This window comes from Alcaligenes sp. DN25 (genome assembly GCF_023674485.1).
Classification (GTDB): domain Bacteria; phylum Pseudomonadota; class Gammaproteobacteria; order Burkholderiales; family Burkholderiaceae_B; genus Alcaligenes; species Alcaligenes phenolicus.
This window is the reverse complement of sequence record NZ_CP098408.1, coordinates 368,367-386,477: the sequence shown is the minus strand read 5'-3', so window position 1 is coordinate 386,477 and position 18,111 is coordinate 368,367. Positions and strand designations below refer to the sequence as shown.

General features: G+C 60.2%; 18 protein-coding genes. 9 read left to right on the top strand and 9 right to left on the bottom strand.

The features are described 5' to 3' along the window. The first annotated feature begins 194 nt into the window (after positions 1 to 194). From purF to NBV64_RS01775, 4 genes are all read left to right on the top strand, one after another. Entirely contained in the window at positions 195 to 1,700 is a 1,506-nt protein-coding gene (gene purF, locus NBV64_RS01790; RefSeq protein ID WP_250756556.1) for an amidophosphoribosyltransferase, read from the top strand. Positions 1,701 to 1,889: 189 nt separating this feature from the next. Continuing rightward, positions 1,890 to 2,906, top strand: a complete 1,017-nt coding sequence (locus NBV64_RS01785) for a nitrilase-related carbon-nitrogen hydrolase (RefSeq protein WP_250756555.1) — start codon at positions 1,890 to 1,892, stop codon at positions 2,904 to 2,906. Positions 2,907 to 2,944: 38 nt separating this feature from the next. Beyond that, entirely contained in the window at positions 2,945 to 3,952 is a 1,008-nt protein-coding gene (locus NBV64_RS01780; protein ID WP_250756554.1) for an AraC family transcriptional regulator, read from the top strand. Positions 3,953 to 4,008: 56 nt separating this feature from the next. Next, positions 4,009 to 4,773 carry an alpha/beta fold hydrolase gene (locus NBV64_RS01775; protein ID WP_342467216.1) on the top strand — a complete coding sequence of 255 codons (765 nt, stop codon included), beginning with the start codon at positions 4,009 to 4,011 and terminating at the stop codon, positions 4,771 to 4,773. A 76-nt stretch (positions 4,774 to 4,849) separates the two neighbouring features. Here the strand turns inward: NBV64_RS01775 and NBV64_RS01770 are convergent, their stop codons facing one another. Further along, on the bottom strand, positions 4,850 to 5,773 hold the full coding sequence (locus NBV64_RS01770) for a LysR family transcriptional regulator (RefSeq protein ID WP_250756553.1): 924 nt from the start codon (positions 5,771 to 5,773) through the stop codon (positions 4,850 to 4,852). 112 nt (positions 5,774 to 5,885) lie between these two features. Here NBV64_RS01770 and NBV64_RS01765 point away from each other — a divergent pair, with 112 nt between their 5' ends. Together NBV64_RS01765 and NBV64_RS01760 are read left to right on the top strand one after the other, a co-directional pair. Next, positions 5,886 to 6,374 carry a GlcG/HbpS family heme-binding protein gene (locus NBV64_RS01765; RefSeq protein WP_250756552.1) on the top strand — a complete coding sequence of 163 codons (489 nt, stop codon included), beginning with the start codon at positions 5,886 to 5,888 and terminating at the stop codon, positions 6,372 to 6,374. A gap of 86 nt (positions 6,375 to 6,460) precedes the next feature. After that, positions 6,461 to 7,939 carry an MFS transporter gene (locus NBV64_RS01760; RefSeq protein WP_250756551.1) on the top strand — a complete coding sequence of 493 codons (1,479 nt, stop codon included), beginning with the start codon at positions 6,461 to 6,463 and terminating at the stop codon, positions 7,937 to 7,939. On the opposite strand, the gene mobH is transcribed toward NBV64_RS01760, so the two are convergent. Beyond that, entirely contained in the window at positions 7,881 to 9,749 is a 1,869-nt protein-coding gene (gene mobH / locus NBV64_RS01755) for a MobH family relaxase (protein ID WP_250756550.1), read from the bottom strand. The genes NBV64_RS01760 and mobH overlap by 59 nt on opposite strands. Positions 9,750 to 10,094: 345 nt before the next feature. Here mobH and NBV64_RS01750 point away from each other — a divergent pair, with 345 nt between their 5' ends. The 3 genes from NBV64_RS01750 (at position 10,095) to NBV64_RS01740 (ending at position 11,794) form a co-directional block, all read left to right on the top strand. Continuing rightward, entirely contained in the window at positions 10,095 to 10,721 is a 627-nt protein-coding gene (locus tag NBV64_RS01750) for an integrase (protein WP_250756549.1), read from the top strand. A 12-nt stretch (positions 10,722 to 10,733) separates the two neighbouring features. Further along, positions 10,734 to 11,345, top strand: a complete 612-nt coding sequence (locus NBV64_RS01745; RefSeq protein ID WP_250756548.1) for an RES family NAD+ phosphorylase — start codon at positions 10,734 to 10,736, stop codon at positions 11,343 to 11,345. 83 nt (positions 11,346 to 11,428) lie between these two features. Beyond that, entirely contained in the window at positions 11,429 to 11,794 is a 366-nt protein-coding gene (locus NBV64_RS01740; RefSeq protein WP_250756547.1) for a DUF3742 family protein, read from the top strand. Between the two features lie 11 nt (positions 11,795 to 11,805). On the opposite strand, the gene NBV64_RS01735 is transcribed toward NBV64_RS01740, so the two are convergent. From NBV64_RS01735 to NBV64_RS01705, 7 genes are all read right to left on the bottom strand, one after another. Next, entirely contained in the window at positions 11,806 to 13,326 is a 1,521-nt protein-coding gene (locus NBV64_RS01735; protein WP_250756546.1) for a conjugal transfer protein TraG N-terminal domain-containing protein, read from the bottom strand. Between the two features lie 15 nt (positions 13,327 to 13,341). Then, on the bottom strand, positions 13,342 to 13,701 hold the full coding sequence (locus NBV64_RS01730) for a hypothetical protein (RefSeq protein ID WP_250756545.1): 360 nt from the start codon (positions 13,699 to 13,701) through the stop codon (positions 13,342 to 13,344). Further along, positions 13,698 to 15,092 carry an integrating conjugative element protein gene (locus NBV64_RS01725; protein WP_250756544.1) on the bottom strand — a complete coding sequence of 465 codons (1,395 nt, stop codon included), beginning with the start codon at positions 15,090 to 15,092 and terminating at the stop codon, positions 13,698 to 13,700. Before NBV64_RS01725 ends, NBV64_RS01730 begins: the two co-directional genes overlap by 4 nt. A 9-nt stretch (positions 15,093 to 15,101) precedes the next feature. Continuing rightward, positions 15,102 to 16,049 carry a TIGR03756 family integrating conjugative element protein gene (locus NBV64_RS01720; protein WP_250756543.1) on the bottom strand — a complete coding sequence of 316 codons (948 nt, stop codon included), beginning with the start codon at positions 16,047 to 16,049 and terminating at the stop codon, positions 15,102 to 15,104. Next, positions 16,046 to 16,501 carry a TIGR03757 family integrating conjugative element protein gene (locus NBV64_RS01715; RefSeq protein WP_250756542.1) on the bottom strand — a complete coding sequence of 152 codons (456 nt, stop codon included), beginning with the start codon at positions 16,499 to 16,501 and terminating at the stop codon, positions 16,046 to 16,048. The genes NBV64_RS01720 and NBV64_RS01715 overlap by 4 nt, the downstream gene beginning before the upstream one ends. A gap of 159 nt (positions 16,502 to 16,660) precedes the next feature. Next, on the bottom strand, positions 16,661 to 17,155 hold the full coding sequence (locus tag NBV64_RS01710; RefSeq protein WP_250756541.1) for a JAB domain-containing protein: 495 nt from the start codon (positions 17,153 to 17,155) through the stop codon (positions 16,661 to 16,663). Between the two features lie 184 nt (positions 17,156 to 17,339). Beyond that, entirely contained in the window at positions 17,340 to 18,104 is a 765-nt protein-coding gene (locus tag NBV64_RS01705) for a DsbA family protein (RefSeq protein ID WP_250756540.1), read from the bottom strand. Positions 18,105 to 18,111: the final 7 nt, after the last annotated feature.

Below are 18,111 nucleotides of genomic sequence, written 5' to 3'. Positions count from 1 at the left end.
AAAACGTAACGGGTCCGAAAACCGTAGCAGACAATGATGTCCTCCCAAAACTTGAGCCTGATAAGCAATAGTTTGAGCCGAATCAACATTCTCAGCAGACTTTACGAAGGTTATTTTTATAGGTTCTCTCCAAGCGTCGACACTTACCTATTGGAAGTTGCGTTGCATTACTGTTTAGAAGTTTGAGGACTACCATGTGCGGCATAGTCGGAATTATTGGGCGTAGCCCGGTAGCCCAATTGATCTATGATAGTTTGCTGTTGCTACAGCATCGTGGACAGGATGCGGCAGGCATCTCCACTGCACACGGACATCGCTTCTGCATTCATAAGAATTCAGGCTTGGTACGTGATGTATTTCGCACCCGTAATATGCGTTCACTAATTGGCAACAGCGGAATCGGACATGTGCGTTATCCCACGGCGGGCTCCAATGACAACAGAGAAGAGGCGCAGCCGTTTTACGTCAACGCACCATTTGGCATTACGCTTGCGCACAATGGCAACCTGACAAATTGGCGTGAGCTGCGCGATTCTTTGCTAAGGGCGGATCGTCGGCACATCAGCACAGACTCCGATTCAGAGGTGTTGTTGAATGTCTTGGCGCAAGAACTCCAATCGGTCTCCACCGCGTTATCCCTGGATGAGAACATCATGTTCAGTGCGGTGTCCGCTTTGCATAAGCGCATACGCGGTGCCTATGCCGTAGTGACGCAGATTTCAGGATATGGCTTGCTTGCATTTCGCGATCCATATGGCATTCGACCATTGTGCATCGGCAGGCGTGAAACGCCAGAAGGTCCGGAATGGATGATCGCTTCAGAGTCGGTGGCCATCGATGGAGGTGGCTTTGATTTCGTGCGCGATGTGGCGCCCGGGGAGGCGATCTTCATCGACCTTGATGGTAGCTTCCATTGTTGCCAATGCGCGCAAGAGGCTCGGCTGACGCCATGCCTCTTCGAGTACGTGTACTTCGCACGGCCTGATTCAATCCTGGATGGTGTGTCGGTCTATGGCGCCCGGCTGCGAATGGGCGAGTATCTTGCCAACAAGGTTGCCCGGTCCATGCGTCTGGGCGACATTGATGTGGTCATGCCCGTTCCCGACTCGTCGCGTCCTGCCGCCATGCAATTGGCGTCACGCCTCAACTTGAACTACCGAGAGGGGCTGATTAAGAATCGCTATGTCGGCCGAACCTTCATCATGCCTGGACAGGAAGCCCGGCAAAAGTCGGTACGGCAGAAGCTCAACGCCATGGGTATCGAGTTCAAGGGAAAAAATGTTCTCCTTGTGGATGATTCCATCGTCCGCGGCACGACAAGTCGCGAGATTATCGAAATGGCCCGCGCAGCTGGTGCGAACAAGGTGTACCTTGCCTCAGCGGCGCCCCCTGTCCGATATCCAAATGTCTATGGTATCGACATGCCTACACAGGCCGAACTCATAGCGAACGGGCAAAACGAAACAGAAATCGCGTTATCAATTGGCGCGGACGCGGTGATCTATCAAGACCTAGACGACGTGCAACAAGCTGTGCGGGACCAAAACCCAGCGTTATTGCATTTTGAAGCTTCATGTTTTGATGGAAAGTTCATCACCGGAGATGTGGATGCGGCATATCTAAAGGCACTTGAGCTAAGTCGGAGCATGACCGGCCACCTTGCGATCCACGAAGAAAGTACCATCCATATGGTAAATTGAGCCTGTTGAGCAACAAAATGACTCGCTCAAGCATGGAGAGAATCAGTCGGCGTACCTAGACTGGTGGAAGACATAGCAATCCCTGCTATCTCGGCTCCTCCAAGCATTCACCCTTTTCAGACCGCATGCGGCTTGGCTATGGGACGAATCGAAGAGGATTTCCACCCACTTATTAGGCGCTTACTCACCATGACACAACAGAAATCACAATCCAGGACGGTCCGCGTTGCGGCCGTCCAATACGCCCCGGACCTGGAAACCACTGAAGCAACGCTGCGCCGGGTACTCGACGCCGTTGCCGAAGCGGCAGCCAAAGGCGCACAGCTCGTCGTCTTCCCGGAGACGTTCATTCCCCATTACCCCTACTTCTCCGCCGTTCTGGCACCCGCAGCCATGGGTGCCGAACAGAACCGGCTTTATGAGAATGCGGTGCGCATTCCTGGCCCTGTGACCGAGGCACTCAGCGAAGCTGCGCGTCGTCATCGGATCGTCCTGGCGGTTGGCGTTACCGAGCGCGATCATGGGTCGCTCTACAACACCCAACTTATCTTCGACGTGGATGGTTCGCTCATCCAGAAACATCGCAAGATTTCTCCGGCACCGCACGAGCGCCTGATCTGGGACGAAGGCGACGGCACGAGCATCAAGGTCGTCGAGAGCACCGTGGGTCGTCTGGGTGCGCTGACGTGCTGGGAGCACTACAACCCCCTGGCACGCTTCTCTCTCATTGCCCAACACGAGGAAATCCACATCTCCACGTATATTGGCTCGATTTTCGGCCCTGTTTTCAGCAAGCAGACCGAGACCCAGCTGATGAACCACGCGCTGGAAAGCGGCTGCTTCGTAGTGAACGCTACTGCCTGGCTGACCGACGAACAGCGTGCCAGGATCGTCGACGATCCTGGCATGCAGAAGGTGCTGACTGGCGGCTGCATGACTGCCATTATTGGTCCGGACGGTCAGCATATCGTTCCGCCGCTGACCGATGGCGAAGGCATCCTGATCGCCGATCTGGATTTCTCCGCAATCACCAACGCCAAGCGCATCAGGGATTCGGTCGGACACTATTCGCGTCCCGACCTGTTCAGCCTCGCCGTGCACAGCAAGCCGACGCCGCATATCCGTGCCATCGCGAGTTCGGAGACAGTGCGCCGGGACGCTGACGTGGTTGTAGATTCGGCCGTCAATCCAGAGCAAGAGGCATAGGCCTCCTACAGCACCGCCGTGCATGAGTCTGCACGGCGGTGCAATATGGAAGGATTAACGACAACAGATGGGGTGAAATCATATTGCTTCCTCAAGATGCTCTCAGCAAGCTCCTCCTGCTGCATCCTGTACGTACGGAGCTGGATACACGTTGTCGTTTCCATGCTCCATGGAGGATGGCGCACTCAGCTGCGCCTGCACACGTTGCCCCGTATCACCTGGTGGTAGATGGCGAGGCGATGGTCGATATCGATGGTCACGGCTCACTTGCTTTGAAGACCGGAGACATGCTCGTCTTTCCTCGTGGTCACGCGCATCTGCTCTACACCGCCGACTCCGATGACAAAACACCGATGTACACGATGTACCGCGAAACGCCGGTGGTCAGGTTGACGAACGAGGCTGCCGGTCCAGCGACCGACATTCTGTGCGGACAATTCCACTTCGACGCTGCAGGATCACGCACGCTCATTGATGCGCTACCTGACATTGTGCTGGTACGAACCGCTGACAGAACCGAGTTTGTCGGGTTGCAGGCGTTGGTCAAGCTCCTGAGAGACGAAACCAATGAGCCGCGCCCTGGTGCCAGTGCGGTTGTTTCCCATCTCGCGTCCGCACTTCTGCTGCTTTTGCTTCGTGCTTGGCTTGAACAAGCGCATGCCGTACCTGGACTCTTCTCGCTGTTGGCTGACCCGAGGCTGAGTCGCGCTCTGCACGAGATGCTGGCCGAGCCAGGCCAGGGATGGACACTCGAACAATTGGCACAGGTGTGCGGCATGTCGCGCGCCACCTTCGTGCGCGCATTCCGCGCCGTGGCAGGCACGACACCAGCAGAGTTGCTTCTGTCGATCCGTATGACCCAGGCCACTCAATGGTTGAATCGGACGCACCGCAGCATAGGAGATATCGGTGAGGCCGTCGGATATCAGTCAGAAGCTGCCTTCAACAGGGTTTTCAAGCGTCGTTATGGCGTCGGGCCAGGGATGTACCGCCGCGGGAGCATTGAAGACCACCGTCGCTTAGTTCCGCCCAAGGACGAGGCGTAACGACATTGAGCTCATTCATTCCGCATAAAGACGATCTTTAAGAAGCGGTCCAACCTATGTATATGTCTTGGCGAACGCACCGCATCCACTACACCGACGAAGGAATAGGAAGGCCATTGGTATTTCTTCATGGCTTGGGTGGAAGAGCCTCGAACTGGACGTACCAGCGGCAATACTTCGCCCCCCGACAACGCGTGATTTGCTTGGAGTTTCCAGGTCACGGCGAGTCAGAGGGACTGGATGTATCGTTCGCCGCGTACCGGGATGTGCTCGCAGCCTTGCTCGATCACTTGGAGATCGAGACGGCGGACATGTGTGGACTCTCCAAGGGTGCGAGAGTGGGCCTGGATTTGGCAGCACAGATGCCACGGCGCATACGCCGACTGGTCGTTGTCAATGCATTCGCACACCTAGAGCAATCTGATCGCCTCGAACGTGCGAAGCTCTACGCGCTGCTTGGGCAGCCGGGCGGACGACAACTATGGGCGGACAGACTGATCGAACTGATGGGCGTAAAGGATCATTCAACCATAGCGAACGGTTTTCGGCGCGCTGCGTTGCAATTGAATGCAGCGCATATCCAGAGGCTTTTCAGCGAGCTCATCGAATACGACCAGCGCGCGGTGCTGCCGCGCATCATGGCACCGACGCTTTTAATGCGTGGCATACTCGATGGCTTCGTACCCGAATACTGCGTTCAAGAGATGCACAGGCTGATCCGTCGATCCTCAATGGTGTTGTTGCGAAATGCTGGCCATCTACCGTATCTCGAACAACCGGCCGTGTTCAACCAGTACCTCTCAACATTTCTCGAAGGATAAAAATTGGAGCGTCTCATCTTTCATCATTCCTGATTGCTTCCTAGAAATACGTTGTGGCGGGCGCTAAGCGTTCTGTTCACGGCGTGTTGATCTGCATATTTGAGGAGATCCCCCCTTTCCACAGGCTTGCGTCGGTCTCAAGGATTTGGCCGATTAGGTTGCGCACAGTCGGCAACCGCTCATGTCGTCGAAATAACGCCTCTACCTCCGAGGTAATGGCAGTTCCAGCAATCTCCCGGTAGACCACGTTTGGCATTTGGATGATTTGGGTCAAGATACTGGGAATGACCGCGACACCAACACCAAGCGCCACCTGCGTCAGCACCGCAACCAAAGTTCCAGGGGCCGAGACGATGTGAGGATTGAATTTCCCGCGCTTGGCTACCTCGCGCAACCCCAGCCCCTGTTCCGGAACCACAAACGATTCGTTCGCGAGTGCCCGCGGGCGAATGTCACTGGGCGTCTTCGCCAAGACATGGTCTGCTGGCAAAGCCAAGCAGAATCTGTCTCGGGCCAGGATATGGTTTGAGATCGAAGGTGGCAGGAGCACAGGCGTCCGTACGAGGGCCACGTCGATCCGGCCTTCCTCGAGGAGGGGCGTAAGTTGGTCGGTTGGGAACTCCTTTGTGTTCACCATGACGTCAGGCCATTGATTGCGAAATCGCTGAACTTGGTCCTGGAGTACGCCAAAGAAGGCTGCTGAACCCACATAGCCGATCTCCACTCTTCCGACTTGGCCGCGACCGGCACGGCGCCCCACGTGGATCGCCCTATCAAGTTGGTCGAGGGTAGCGCGCGCTTCCGTCAAGAAGGCTTCTCCAGCAGGTGTCAAGCTGACTGACCGCTTTGTTCGATTGAATAGACGCGCCTGCAACAAGCGTTCGACTTCCTGAATCTGCGCAGTCAGTGTCGGGGGAGATAGCCCAAGCTGCTCAGCAGAGCGTGAAAAGTGCAGATTTTCTGCAACCGTGACGAACGAGCGGAGATGACGGATGTCCATGGCTATCGAATTTTCTATTCAGTTTTACTGAATTATCTTAACAAACTGCTTTATTGAACTGAATTGTCTGCCCTGCTTCAATGACAACATCTACTTTCATTGGAGTTTCGTGATGTCTCGTTTTTCACATCTGACAGCGGCACTTGCGCTTGCTGGCTCCCTTGCACTGGCTTCGTTGCCAGCGGCCGCAGTCGAGTTGCCAAGCCAGCCAGTGCTCACGCTTGCTGCCGCACAACAGGTCCTCTCAGCTGCGCAATCCAAGGCACAAGCGTCCGGTTGGCCGTGCGTGATTGCCATTGTCGACAGCTCCGGTTCGCCCATCCTTCTGCTGCGCATGGACAACGCGGCTGTGCCAGCAGGTGTAGAACTCGCTCCAGGTAAGGCGCGCACCGCTGCGCTCTTTCGACGTCCCAGCGGTGCGCTCGAGGATGCGATCAACGGTCCTCGACCTGCCGCCATAACCGCCCAAGGTTTCGTCCTGATGCGTGGCGGACTTCCTATCGTCGTCAACGGACACACTGTTGGAGCGATCGGAGTATCTGCGGACACACCCCAGCATGATGAAGAAATCGCTCAAGCCGGCATAGCGGCACTCAAATAGCCGATCCCACAATGAATAATTCAGTTACCCGCCCCGCGATGAGGAAAGAGACTGCAATTCTCCTTGTCGCGTCAACCGGCTGCGCCATGACCGTCCTCGACACAAACGTCGTAGGTATCGTTCTGCCGACCATCGCCAGGGATCTACAGGCCTCGTTTGCCGAAGTAGAGTGGGTCATCAGTACCTATGTTCTATGCTTCGCAGCCCTACTCCTTCCCGCTGGCTCCATCGCTGACCGCTATGGCCGACGAAGGGTCTTTCTTTTCGGGATAGCACTCTTTGCAATTGCATCGCTGGCTTGTGGTTTGGCACCTTCGGCACCGGGGCTGTATCTGGCAAGGGCGGTGCAGGGAGTGGGAGCCGCGTTCCTTCTCGCCCCTGCCTTGGCCATCATCGGACACACATTCCACGATGAGAACGCACGTAGCCGTGCGTGGGCGGTATGGGGTGGCATCATGGGGCTCACGATGGTCGTCTCGCCGCTGATTGGTGGAGCGATCAGCAGCGTGCTCGGCTGGCGCTGGGCTTTCCACATCAACCTTCCGATCTGTGTACTGCTGGCGATAGCGGTACTTACGCTGGTGGAGGAGTCGCGTGATCCAACACCCCGGACCTTGGACATCCCGGGAATCGTTCTCTTCGCACTAGCCATGTTTAGTGTCACCTGGGCCCTGATCGTCGGACCCAGCCACGGTTGGATGAGCGGCCCAGTCTTGTTGCGAATTGCGGGCGGCCTGTTGTTGTTCGCTGTCTTTGTCTGGGTCGAACGGCGTCGCACTCATCCGATGCTCGATCTTGAGCTTTTCACGGCTTGGCCCTTCGTGGGAGCCGTGTTGGCGATGTTCGCCTACGCCTCGTCGGCCCAGGTAATGGCATCGCTGCTACCGCTGTTTCTGCAAAACGGTCGTGGCAACGGAGCACTTGCGGCGGGAATCGGCATGCTGCCCTTCGCTCTTGCGATGCTGATTTTTCCACAAGTCGGCCGGCGACTTTCGCCCTATTTGGACAGCTCACGCATCTTGACTCTGGGTCTCGCCATCGTTGCACTGGGGAACTTGACCATGATGTTCGCCGCCCGACAACAGGGAGAGTTGTTGCTGATCGTCGGAATGGCAATCCTGGGAACAGGTGGCGGGCTGCTCAACGGCGAAACGCAGAAGGCCATCATGGGCACCGTGCCCAGGCATAGGGCAGGAATGGCATCCGGCATTAGCACCACGTCACGTTTCTCGGGAATTCTGCTCGGTTTTGCCGGACTGGGAGCGGTGCTAGCCAGCGGCACACGCTCTGCACTCGAACAGGCAATGGCAGCGGAGCGTTTGCCGATAGAGCCTGGATTCGTCGACAGCATCGCAGCGGGAGATCTCGAGCGTGCCGTAGGGGCTTATCCACCCGACCTCGCGGCCACGATTACTTCGCTTGCACAGGATGGCTACAGCGCGGGATTCTCACACGCCTTTTTGACGGCAGCGATCATTGCACTTGCTTCGGCGGTGGTCGTGTTCGTCACGATGCGCCGCCGAGAGATAGGTACGGATTGTCAGGTGGGACTTCAACGAAGATGAGGTGCGGATCGGACAGAAGGTAGCCGTGTAAACGCCTTGACTTCCTGGGTCCTGTCACTTCGCATGTCCAGATATTAAGACCGCTGGATTGCTTGCGATGTTGCTGCAGGCGCTCGAAGCGCTTTTGCACCCATTGCCAATCCTGTTGGTTCTCTTGCTTGGCCAACATTCCGACCTGCGGGTGTTCCTGCGCGTAGCGCTGGAACACGCCCGGGCTGACCAGATAGGCTGTCTCGCTCACGGTATGCACGAGCGCCTTCGCGTCGTTGATGATGAGTCGTCGCGAGACAATACCTTGCTTCAGCCACACCATGAAATGTTCGCCCGACGGCTTCGCTGCCGTCGAAGAACGTGCACCAGTCGATATGGATGACGAAGGAATTGCTGCAGCAGCAAGCGCTGCCATGTGAGCATCGGGCTGCGCGGAATGGTCCTGCCCCGAGACGGCCTCTGAATCCTGCTCGGCACCGGACGCGCCGCTCAACCCCACCATTGACAGCATGTCCTCCAGAACGTCGGGCGCGGATCGGGCTGCGGGCGGCAAAACCAAGGCGGCGGCGCTATCGCCCCCCCAATGTGGGACCTCCTGGCTTTCTGAGACGGGCTTCACCTCGATCACAGGCGACGTCGCCGGTGCGCCCGCCTCGTTTTCAGTGGGTGCTACGTCGATCGCCATCGTGCCTGCAAAGGATGTTGGTCGCTCGCCGGATTCCCAGATCAGCGCGGGAGCCAGACGTAGCAGAGTGAACGCGTGGGACCAGCCGGTCGCGCTGGTCACGGTCGCGCGCCAGATCGCTTTTCCATCCGAGGTGGGCAGCAGCATGCCGTGGTCTTGCAGCACGTTGAATACGGCGGTGTTGTTCGCAGGAATGCCGTCGATTCCCTGGGACAGCAAATGTGCGCGCAGCTTGTCCGAGACCGTCTTGCTCACCAGCCACAAGGCATCCTCGGTGAGCCAGCCATCGGAAGCCTCTGGCTGGTTCAGCTTCAACTCTTCCTTGACCAAGTAACGCAACCCATCCAGCAGCTTGCGCTGCAGCGCATGCTTGGGTGCGGTCATGGCGCGCGCCGGATCGCCGCCAAGCTCCTGGGCGACGGAGGCGCGGTCAGCCTGCACGACGAGCTCGCCCAGGACACCCGCATGCTCGTACTGACCTGCAAGGACGTAGAGCAGCGACCCCCACAGTGCGGGGTAACCACTGAGCCAGTCCAGAAGCTGGGCGTCCAGCAGCTGACGGTAGAGCAAGCCCGTTGCGGCACCGTGCAGGCGGTACTCCCGGTCCTCACGGTAGCGAAAGCGATATGGCTGATGCACAGGACCGTGCCACGGATGCCAAGTGCTGCCGTTGGCCAGCTCGACATGCAGATCGACCGCAATCTTGCCGATGTCGTGCAGCAGCGCGGCATAGGCGACGGCGGCGGTCCAGGCTTCGGACTGTGCCGCCTGGTCCTCGGGGGTGGCGCCGATGGGCAGCAGATGGGATTGCCGCAGCTTCAGGCTATAGGCGACGATCTCCAAACCGTGGTCCAGCATGCCGCCGGGATAGGCGTGGTGGTGGCTTTCGGAGGCGGGAAACTGCTGAACCAGCTCAGCGTAGCGCTCGAGCGGTGCACGATAGAGGGTGGCGAACTGCCGGTGGGACAGGCACGTGCGCTGCCAGATGTGCTCCATCAGCTTCTGCCTGCGCGGCAGCGCGAGCAGCGAGGCGGCCGACTCGGGCCGCGTCAGCCCTTTGGGGAGATCGGCGGGTGGTGTCGCCGCAGCAGTGGCCGCGATCGGCGTCCGTTTTCGCTGGAACAGAGAGAGCATGAGGGTGTCCTGATGGTGAGCCAGCCGAGGGGCCTTTTGCCTTTTCGAGGTAGGGCCTTTCCCCTTGCCATCCATTCCCTTGCCCCTTACCTAGCCATTTGCCCTTTAACCATTTAGGTATAGCGCTGTCCAGAACGCGGCTCCACCGTCAAAGAGAACTGGACCTACTCGGATTGGAGGTCGCCCCGGCGCGGGGGCCGGTTCTATGCTGAGTGGATCCCACTGCCCAGCCAGGTGGCAACGGGCTTGCTAGGGCGAGCCATCTTTCCAAGGTTTACAAAGTTGACAAGTGAGACATAAGAGACTAGAGTGATTGCTGTCTCAAACCTCCTGTGGGAGATGACCATGCCCAAGACTCTTGAATTCATTGCTGACCATCTGCCGCGCGTCACCGTGGAGGATGTGCGTCGATTCGCCGCTACCGTCGAAATCCGGGATGCCGGAGCTTTCGCTGCCGAGCTGCAGGCGTTCGTCCACGAGCGGGTGGAGGCGGTGGAGCTTCCTGCCAGCCTGGAAATGGAGACGTTGGAGCAGACCTTGGCACGCAAAGCGGCCGCACTGCGGACCGACACGCGCTGGGGGCCTGGTGAAACCGACATCCAGCGCGGCCGCGCCATCTTGCTGGACGCCTTCGAGCAACCGCACAACCTGCCGCTGGCCGAGTTCGCCAAATTGGCGGACAAGTCGCGCCAGCAGATCTACAAGGACATCCTCGCCCGTCGGCTGCTGGCGTTAAATGTCGGGCCGCGCGGTCAGAAGCTGCCCGACTGGCAACTCGACCCGGTGAAACAGCAGTTGACGCAGACCGTGCTCCAGGAGGTCGAGGGCGTCGACAACTGGACCATCTATCGCTCACTATCCGAACCGCTGGAGGGTCTGGGTGGGCGTTCGCCAGTGGACGCGGTGACACCTGCTTCGATCGACGACGTGGCTAGCGCTGTGTTCAACGTGCTGGGCGTCCAAGTGCATTGAGATGAGGTCGCCGTGAGTATCAAGTTGCCGTCGTTCCCGATCGATGCGGGTGTACTGCTCCAGCACGTGAGCCGAATCGCGTATCGGGGCAGCCCGCTGTACTACGGCCACGACGGCACCAATCGCTACGATGCCCCCGCGCGGAACTACGGCGTGCTCTACCTGGGCCGCGATCTTCCCACGGCGCTGATGGAGTCGATGTTTCACAAGCACCAATGGCTCGCGGACACAAAGCGCTCGATCGCGCTGAAAGAAGTCCGGAGCCGGATGGTGCGCGCAGTAGGCGTCCTGGAGGATCTGTGCTTGGCCGACCTCACGGCATCGGGCGTCATGGCAGGACACTTCGGCTTGAATCTGGAGCAGTTGGCCAGCAGAGACTACGTGTACACACAGCAGGTGTCCGCCCAAGTGCATGCGATGCTCGGCGGTGACGACCTGCCGCTGTTCGACGGGGTACTCTATCCATCGCGCAACAACTATCCCGACGCCAGCATCGCCCTGTTCGAGCGCGCGAAAGCGAAGGTCAGCGTCATCGAGGACATCGACCTGGTTGACCATATGGATTGGCCGCGTTTCGTTGCAACCTACCGCATCGGCGTGGAACCTGATGACGAAGCGCCCTGAAGCAGGGAGAGAGCGTCTCGGAGCCACAAGCAGAACCTTGGCGCAAACTGAAGTAGGTATTCCTCATGTAGCAGGAGACGATCATGAACACGACAACCCGCAGCAGTACCGCAGAACGCCTCGGCCGTAGCGTCGGCCGAGGATGGCGGTCCTATGTCCGCGGCGAACGGCGAGTGTCGGACTGGCTGGTCTCCAAGGGTGTGCCGGCGCTTGGTGCCGCTGCGCTGTTATGGGTGGTCAAGCTAACTGCGCTGGGCCTGCTGTTCTACGTTACCTTCTGGTTCGCCGTCGCGGTGCTGGGTGTGATGGTTGCGGGATGGGCCGTCGCCATCAATCCCCCTGACGAGGAAGAGTGGCCTTTCACTGACCTCGCCGAATTGCGAAAGACGTCCGGCTACGATCCGAATCTGTACAACGACACATCGCACGAGTTGTACACCGACGATTGAATACACCCGCGCTACTTCAGCTTGCCCCCGGTGAGTGCTCCAGCACCCTTGCCGCCTGCTTGGCCAGCACTCTTGCTGCCATCTGAGAGTCCCTGGATGGCGTGCCCGGCCCGAATCCCGACCCAGGTGAGGCTCGCCAGCCAGAATCCCGGCAAGACCAGGAACATCGTCCCCATGACGAAGTTCAACAATAGGTCTCCGAACGCATTGTTCAAGCCGACCAACGGATCGAAGTTGTTATGCGGCCGGTTCCAGCCCCAGCCCCACCCGTAGAGTGCGTCCAGGATCGTGCTGTCGAGCCAGCGAGCCAACTGAAACCAAAAATCGACGAAGAACAGTGAAAACTGCACCACGCTGACGGTGATGACCGTCTTGAGGTCATAGGTGCCGACGACCAGCACGAGCGGAATGCAGATCACCAATGCCATCTTGAGCAGTGCGATCACCATGGGCAACGCTTGGCGCACCACGTCCATTGCAGGGAACGCCCCAATTCCTCCAACTGCCATGCCAACGTCGCCTGCCGCACGCGTCACGATGTTCGGCAGGCTCTTGTCGATCTGGCCGCCGTAGTCGGTATAGACCGAGCCCTGGTTGAGCTTCTGCTGCCGCGGAGAGGCGATCGCGCGGATCACCGAATCGTCCACCTCAGCACGGCTCAGGAACCCGGCCCAACCTGCCAAGCGATTCAGCAAGCTCGGGTTCACCTGGCCCAGAAGCCGTGCCCGCAGGCCGTTGCTGCCGTCGGTCCACCATTGCCGGCAAGTCGGATAGCCACCGCCGCTGGACCCCTGCACAAGCCCAGCATCGCGGTTGCTATCGTAGGGCCAGTCCTCGCGCGGCGTGCTAGACCGATAGTTGTCGTAGTAGCCAGCCGTGTCCGTGAAAAAGCGCGAGCCAACCCAGGTCACGTCGTGCATCTGTGCTTCATCAAGCTGCGGACGCTGCATGAACAGTTTGGCGCGGGCCGGCCCATAGCAGTCACGCGAGAAATCCGCCACTTCCTGGGCCAGCACTGGATCGTCGATGCGCGTGGCGTCGATCTCCATGCGCATCTGCCGCAAATCGGTACCGCAGGGGATCGCCGCCACGGAAGCGCCCGTAACGGCTCGCGAAAGCGCGTGCATGAAGGCCCACCACACCGGCAGCTTGGCGCTCTGGTTGTTGAGCGTCGAGAAGGACTGCGACCATCCTGTGTCGGTAGGCTGCGGCGCGCTGACTTGGCATTGCGCCGAGCGCGAGCTGTCGTACCGAATGGTGTTGAGGTCCACGTCGATGAACGGGATGCCGGCGAACATCACCACCACGATGGCGACGAACACCCGGTTCTCAATGCGGGCGGCGCTCAGCACGCCTTTATTGCCCTCGTCGGCGCCTTCCGCACGGGCCTTCAACCACTCCTGCAGGACGATTGTCACGAAGGGCAGCGCGAAGACGCCGCTGGAGACCAGCACTGTCCAGATGCCGTTATGGACGATCCAGGACACGAGGGTCAGGTAGTACTCCAAGTAGTCGGTGGTGTAGAGCGTCATGACCCGAATCTCCCCTCAAGCGGCCTGCATCAGCAGGCTGGCTTCCAACACCACGATGGCGACGACGCCGGCAATCTCGCTGCGCACCAGGCGTCGCCGTGCCTGTGCGTTGTCCTCGCGTGCAAGCAGCCGGCGGCGCATCCAGATCCACCCATAGACGGTCGCTCCGTACAGGCATAACCGCCACACCAGGAAGTAGCCCGCGGCAGCCGCCAGCCACTGCTCCCAGCCAGCAACGCTGCCGACAAGGTAGATGCCAACGACGTTGGCTCCCACGGCAGCCGCGACAATCACCACCGTCCATAGCAGCGCCTTCGCCGCGCGCCGGCTGAACAGCCAGCTCCGGCTCATCCAGTTCGCGCGCATCGGACTCATGGCCGGGCTCCCGGGTTGCCCTTCTGCAGTTGATCGAGACGGTCGGGCACCGGATCGCCCTCATAGACGCCGCGCGAACCAGCCGCGCGCGTACCATGGCGCTGGATGATGGCCATCGGCGAGTTGTTGGCCAGCTCGCGGCGCAACTCCAGCTCGGTCTTGAGGTTGCGGATCTCCCGGTCGAGCGTATCGCTCTCGTGGTTCACAGCCTCGACCGCCAACTGGTTGGCCGCCACGTTGGGTTCCTTCTTGCCCGTCAGCAGGGTCCGCTGGAGCAGCAATGCCTTCTCCAACACCGACGACAGCGCGACCTCGGACGCCAGGCGCCGCGCCAGCAGGTCTTGATCCGGTTCGTCGCGCAGCGCCTCGATAACGCCGCGCGTGATGGGCAGCGAGGCGCTACTCGCCTCACGCAGGTTCTCGAACGTCGTGTTGCGTGTCCCCGAGATCAGCTCCTGCAAGGTTTCCAGCTTCGCCTCGTACTCCTCCTGGATCAGCGGCGTCAGTCCGACGCCGGGCACCGTCTCGGTCTTGGTGCAGGAATCGCAGGTGCGCTGCTCCTGCTCCCCGAGGACCCGTGTGGCCCATTCGATCGCCTGCTGCGGCGAGGTCCAGGTCTGGCACGACAGGCTCGCACAACTGGACGCTGCGATGGAGGAGGTGTCGGTCACGCCACGACCGTTGACAAGGTTGTAGCCCGCGCGGGTCACATCGCCGACCACCCGGATAGCCGGCTGGCCTGCGCCACCGGCATTGCTACCGCCCACCCAGGGCACGCCGTCATTGCCCCGGCGCGTCTCGGCCTGCTCGATGGCCGACACGGCGTCCGTGCTCGACACCGCATCGCGCAGCGCCATGCCTTCGGCCATCTGGTTCCAGCCAAGCTGGCCGCCCGCCGTCTCGGCCATCTTCTCGGCCATGGCGCGGCATGTCAGCTTGGAACGGTCGAAATCCAGCCGAGCCTGCAGCACGCCATTCGTGAGCAAGTTGTATAAGCCAGGATCGGCGCGTTGGATGATCAACGCAGGCAGGGATGCCACGGCACTCGTGGCGCTCTGGATCACGCTGCCCATGATCTGCTGGAAACCATTCGTGATGCCGTTGAGCTGATTGCGCAGCGTGGTCTGGATGCTCATGTCGCCGCAGATCAGGTTGCTGTTCCACCCCACGCCTACCCCGATCGAACGCATGCCGGCGGCACGGCCCATGGACACTGCGCTGCCGCCGCCGATCGAGTACATAACGTCATCGCCGATGACGGCGCCGCTGTTCTGGTATCCGGCCTGCGCCCATGCCAGGCCGCAACCCAGGACGAGCGCGCCGGCCAGTACCGTCGGACGCAGAAGGCGGTACGCCCTGGTGGAGAGATTCGTCGGTTCAGGACGCTTCATCGTGGCACCTCAGAGGAAATCAACGCTGCCAAGGAACACCTGCCCACGGCGTTCGCAGCACGCATAGGGCCGCCACAACGCCCAGGCGTAATCGCCTTGCTGGGCCTGTTTGAGGGAACCGCTTCGTGGGAAGACCGAGCACGACGATGACAGCACGGGTGTGAGTTCCTGCCACTTTCCCGTCGAGGCGTCGCCTTCGACCAGATCGCCAGCCGGCCAATAGCCATCACGAGAGTTGGCAAGCAGCGGCTGGTACACATGCAACTGCCCGCGGCGAGTGACGACATCACCGGCACGCTGGGCCACCACGGCGCCAGCCTTGTGGTCGTCCGTCTGGTGCAGGAATCCTCCGCGCGGATACACGTTGCCCCAGAGGTTCAACGTCGAGCGCGCGCCGATCTCGCGCATTCCGGGGATCAATGCCTCCGGATAGACCATCTCCGGCACGTTGTAACGCCAGGCCAGCGTGTCCAGGGTGCTGAGCAGATACGGCATGAACGCCGTACCCGCGCCCTCGCAGAAGTAGCCCGACGACGAGACGAACTGGTTGAATACCTCGACGCCGGGATGACCAATGACATCGGCGTTCTTGAATTTCGCAAGATTGTTCTCGTGGTCTTCGTTCGTGGTGCCGTCGCCACCGGCATGGGCCGAAGGGTTGGGCGTGCTCATCGCCTGAACCTCGACCCAAGGGTTTTCTCCGGTATTGCTGTAGCTGGAGACGACCGCATCGGGGATGTAGTGGCGCACTTTGACGGACGTGCGCACCGTGCAGCCCGTCCAGGTGCAGTAGAGCCAGTAGCAGATGCCTACCACCCGGTATTCGAGGCAGTCTGGCGATGCCACCGAGCCTACGATGGTTGCGGTGTTGAGCGCATAGCTGCCCGTGGCGCTGAGCAGTAGCACGGACGCCACGCTAGCACGCAGGCGGCGCATCAGGTCGAATGGGCGGGTCACGGCTGGGCCCTCCTGTGCTGCTCGATGCGCGCGACTGCGCGGGCCACATCCTGTTCGCCATAGACGACGTAGCGTTGATCCACCACGACGGCCGGGATGCTGGTGATGCCCAGGCTCCATGCGTCGGTGACGCCCTGGTAGGCGGAAGCGATGCGGCGTTGGAGATCGGTGCCGGCGCTGTTCAGTCGGCGCTTGACGATGGCGGTCGCCTGCTCGGGTTCGGTGGGCAGTTCCGCAGAAAGCTCCGCTTCAATCCGGTGCGCTTCGTCCAGCTCGATCAACTGCTCGCCGCCCATGGTCTTGACCGGATGGCGGCTGTCGGTGATGACCAGCACATCGGTAGCATCGGTAGCGAATGTGGCCGGACTGAAAACACCCAAGGACACCGGCAGTGCAACGGCCAGGCCAAGGGATCGCCAGCTTGGCGCGAACCTGGGAAAAGATGCTGGCATGACGCGTGTCCCGGAAGTTGATCAGGACCATAGTCAAACGCAGAACCCGGTGCTGCCCCCACAAACAATGCGAATCGCGGACACCCCGCATACCTGCTTGCTTCGCGGCAAGGAAGAAGCGGAGGCCGAAGCCCCCGCTGTGATCAATGAAGCGATGCGTTACAGCAAGCCGTGCTCAGCGAAGGAGTACGGAATTCCCTGGCCGACGATGATGTGGTCCAGCACCCGAACATCGATGAGCGCCAGCGCGGCCTGCAGTTGCTGGGTCAGCGAGCGATCGGCATTCGACGGCTCAGTGGCTCCCGAGGGATGCTGATGCGAAAGAATGACGGCAGCGGAATTCAGCTCCAATGCACGCTGCACGATGACACGCGCGTGCACCGTGGCCGAATTGATCGTGCCTTTGAACATCGGCTCGTAGGCCAGCACCTGGTGCAGGCTGTCCATGAAAACAACGACGAATACTTCGTTGGGCTCGGCGACCAGTTTCAGACGCAGGTAGTCCCGCACGGCTGCTGGTCGCTCGAGCCGGGGACCGGCTTTGAAAACCCGCTGTTCCAGCAGCGCGATGGCTTGCTGGATGATCCAGTCCTCGTGCTGGGCAGCGATGGTGGAAAGCGACTCCACGCAGGAGTCATTGACGACGAAAGACATGGTGAACCTCCGGATGGCGAGATCGGAGGACGCACGCCCTGGGAGGGCAAGCCCTCCTGGGGATAGGAACAACAGAACAAGGTGCATCCACCACCGCGCAGCGGTGATTGTTCGCGGCCAGGATGCGGAGCGAACGGGTAGCGGTCAGCGCGGGCAACCGCGCCATAGCCTTGAAGACCGAGGGCTACCTGGGCATGTCGCCGACAACGTCGGCAGGCATTTCGGTGCTGAATGTGGCGGCTGACTCGTCAGCGGACAGCATGTCCATGGCAGATAGCAGAGAATCGCCCTCGATCGGTCCCTGTAGCAGGATTGCCTGACCGGTCTGGCGATCATGCAGCCTGATGGATGGCGTGGCGGTCACGCCGCCCTTCGTGGCTTCCTCGGCCTGGGCACGGATCACCGCATCCGGTCGCTCGCTTGCCAGACAGTGCTCGATGGCTGGCGTAAGGTCTGGATAGCTCAGGCCGTCGGGCAAGCCCTGGCCGTCGCTGCGCGTATGGACATAGACCCATTCGATGGCCTGCCAGAAGGCAGCATGTCCGCCGACCTCAGCGGCACATTCCGCTAGGCGTGCTTCGGCCGATGCGGCCGGCTCGTGCATAGCCAGCGGCTGGTGGTGCCATTGCAGGGCCACGTCTGAGTTCTCGCTCACCCAGCGCTTGAGAAGCGGAAAGTACGCCCGGCAGAACGGACATTCGAGGTCTGCATAGAGCGTCAGCATAAAACGGCTTTCAGGATTCCCCATCTGCCAAGGAGGGCCCTCCACCTGTGCAGTGCCGACTCGCGCAGGAGCCTGCGGCGTGGATTCACCGGGCGACTTGGCTACGAGCCAGATCAGCAGCAGTGCCACCAGTGCAGCTCCCAACATCCAAAGCCAGCGGGACCGCCAGCGCCGACGGCGGAACGCCTGCATCTGTATCGGAATGGAAGGTCGTTTGGGCGTCATGACATTC

Excerpts from the sequence above, each read along its gene's own strand:
- purF (WP_250756556.1), top strand. The coding sequence starts at position 195 with ATGTGCGGCATAGTCGGAATTATTGGGCGTAGCCCGGTAGCCCAATTG.
- NBV64_RS01785 (WP_250756555.1), top strand. The coding sequence starts at position 1,890 with ATGACACAACAGAAATCACAATCCAGGACGGTCCGCGTTGCGGCCGTC.
- NBV64_RS01775 (WP_342467216.1), top strand. The coding sequence starts at position 4,009 with ATGTATATGTCTTGGCGAACGCACCGCATCCACTACACCGACGAAGGA.
- NBV64_RS01770 (WP_250756553.1), bottom strand. The coding sequence starts at position 5,773 with ATGGACATCCGTCATCTCCGCTCGTTCGTCACGGTTGCAGAAAATCTG.
- NBV64_RS01765 (WP_250756552.1), top strand. The coding sequence starts at position 5,886 with ATGTCTCGTTTTTCACATCTGACAGCGGCACTTGCGCTTGCTGGCTCC.
- NBV64_RS01760 (WP_250756551.1), top strand. The coding sequence starts at position 6,461 with ATGACCGTCCTCGACACAAACGTCGTAGGTATCGTTCTGCCGACCATC.
- mobH (WP_250756550.1), bottom strand. The coding sequence starts at position 9,749 with ATGCTCTCTCTGTTCCAGCGAAAACGGACGCCGATCGCGGCCACTGCT.
- NBV64_RS01750 (WP_250756549.1), top strand. The coding sequence starts at position 10,095 with ATGCCCAAGACTCTTGAATTCATTGCTGACCATCTGCCGCGCGTCACC.
- NBV64_RS01740 (WP_250756547.1), top strand. The coding sequence starts at position 11,429 with ATGAACACGACAACCCGCAGCAGTACCGCAGAACGCCTCGGCCGTAGC.
- NBV64_RS01735 (WP_250756546.1), bottom strand. The coding sequence starts at position 13,326 with ATGACGCTCTACACCACCGACTACTTGGAGTACTACCTGACCCTCGTG.
- NBV64_RS01730 (WP_250756545.1), bottom strand. The coding sequence starts at position 13,701 with ATGAGTCCGATGCGCGCGAACTGGATGAGCCGGAGCTGGCTGTTCAGC.
- NBV64_RS01725 (WP_250756544.1), bottom strand. The coding sequence starts at position 15,092 with ATGAAGCGTCCTGAACCGACGAATCTCTCCACCAGGGCGTACCGCCTT.
- NBV64_RS01715 (WP_250756542.1), bottom strand. The coding sequence starts at position 16,501 with ATGCCAGCATCTTTTCCCAGGTTCGCGCCAAGCTGGCGATCCCTTGGC.
- NBV64_RS01710 (WP_250756541.1), bottom strand. The coding sequence starts at position 17,155 with ATGTCTTTCGTCGTCAATGACTCCTGCGTGGAGTCGCTTTCCACCATC.
- NBV64_RS01705 (WP_250756540.1), bottom strand. The coding sequence starts at position 18,104 with ATGACGCCCAAACGACCTTCCATTCCGATACAGATGCAGGCGTTCCGC.